The organism is Roseateles sp. P5_B10 (assembly GCF_056400485.1).
The window spans coordinates 1-622 of record NZ_JBFULE010001568.1 but is presented as its reverse complement, the minus strand read 5'-3'; the positions used below and the strand labels follow the sequence as shown (position 1 = coordinate 622).

Here is a 622-nt window from a genome sequence, read left to right as displayed (position 1 = left end):
ATCGTGATCGGTCTCATCGGCGCGGGCATTACCGCAGACATGACGCTGATGTTGTTGCGCGATCCCCTGATTGCCGGCGATGCCGCATCGGGCTTCTGGATGATGGTCGTCGGCGTCTGGCTTGCATCCTGGATCTGCGTCGTCGCGCTGGCCGGGCTGAAATCGGGCAACAGCTCATTTCGGAAGATCATCGATCTCGCCATTCCGCTGCTGTTCGGCGCAGTGGTGTTCTATCTATGGGAGGTTGTCGTGCGCGGCGCCGGTGTGCCGCCGGTGCTGCTGCCGTCGCCGAGCGCCGCTGCTGCGAAGTTCATGGCATCACTGCCGATGCTCGGGGCAGACTTCGTGCAGACTTTCATTCGCGGCGTGCTGATTGGCTATGCCATTGGCTGCGGCGCAGGATTGCTGGTCGCGATCCTCGCGCATCGCTTTGAATTTCTTGGCCGAGGGCTGTTGCCGCTCGGCAACTTCTTCTCGGCACTGCCGCTGGTCGGTGTCGCGCCCATCATGGTGATGTGGTTCGGCTTCGACTGGCCGTCGAAGGCCGCCGTCGTGGCGCTGGTAACATTCTTCCCGATGCTGGTGAATGCGCTGGCAGGTCTGCAGGCCGCCGGTGATATCG

General features: G+C 62.5%; 1 protein-coding gene. It reads left to right on the top strand.

Annotated elements, in window-relative coordinates; genetic code table 11:
- Positions 1-622 (top strand): ABC transporter permease (locus tag AC1DU6_RS34620; protein WP_477863031.1); only part of this gene is annotated, 622 nt, incomplete at both ends.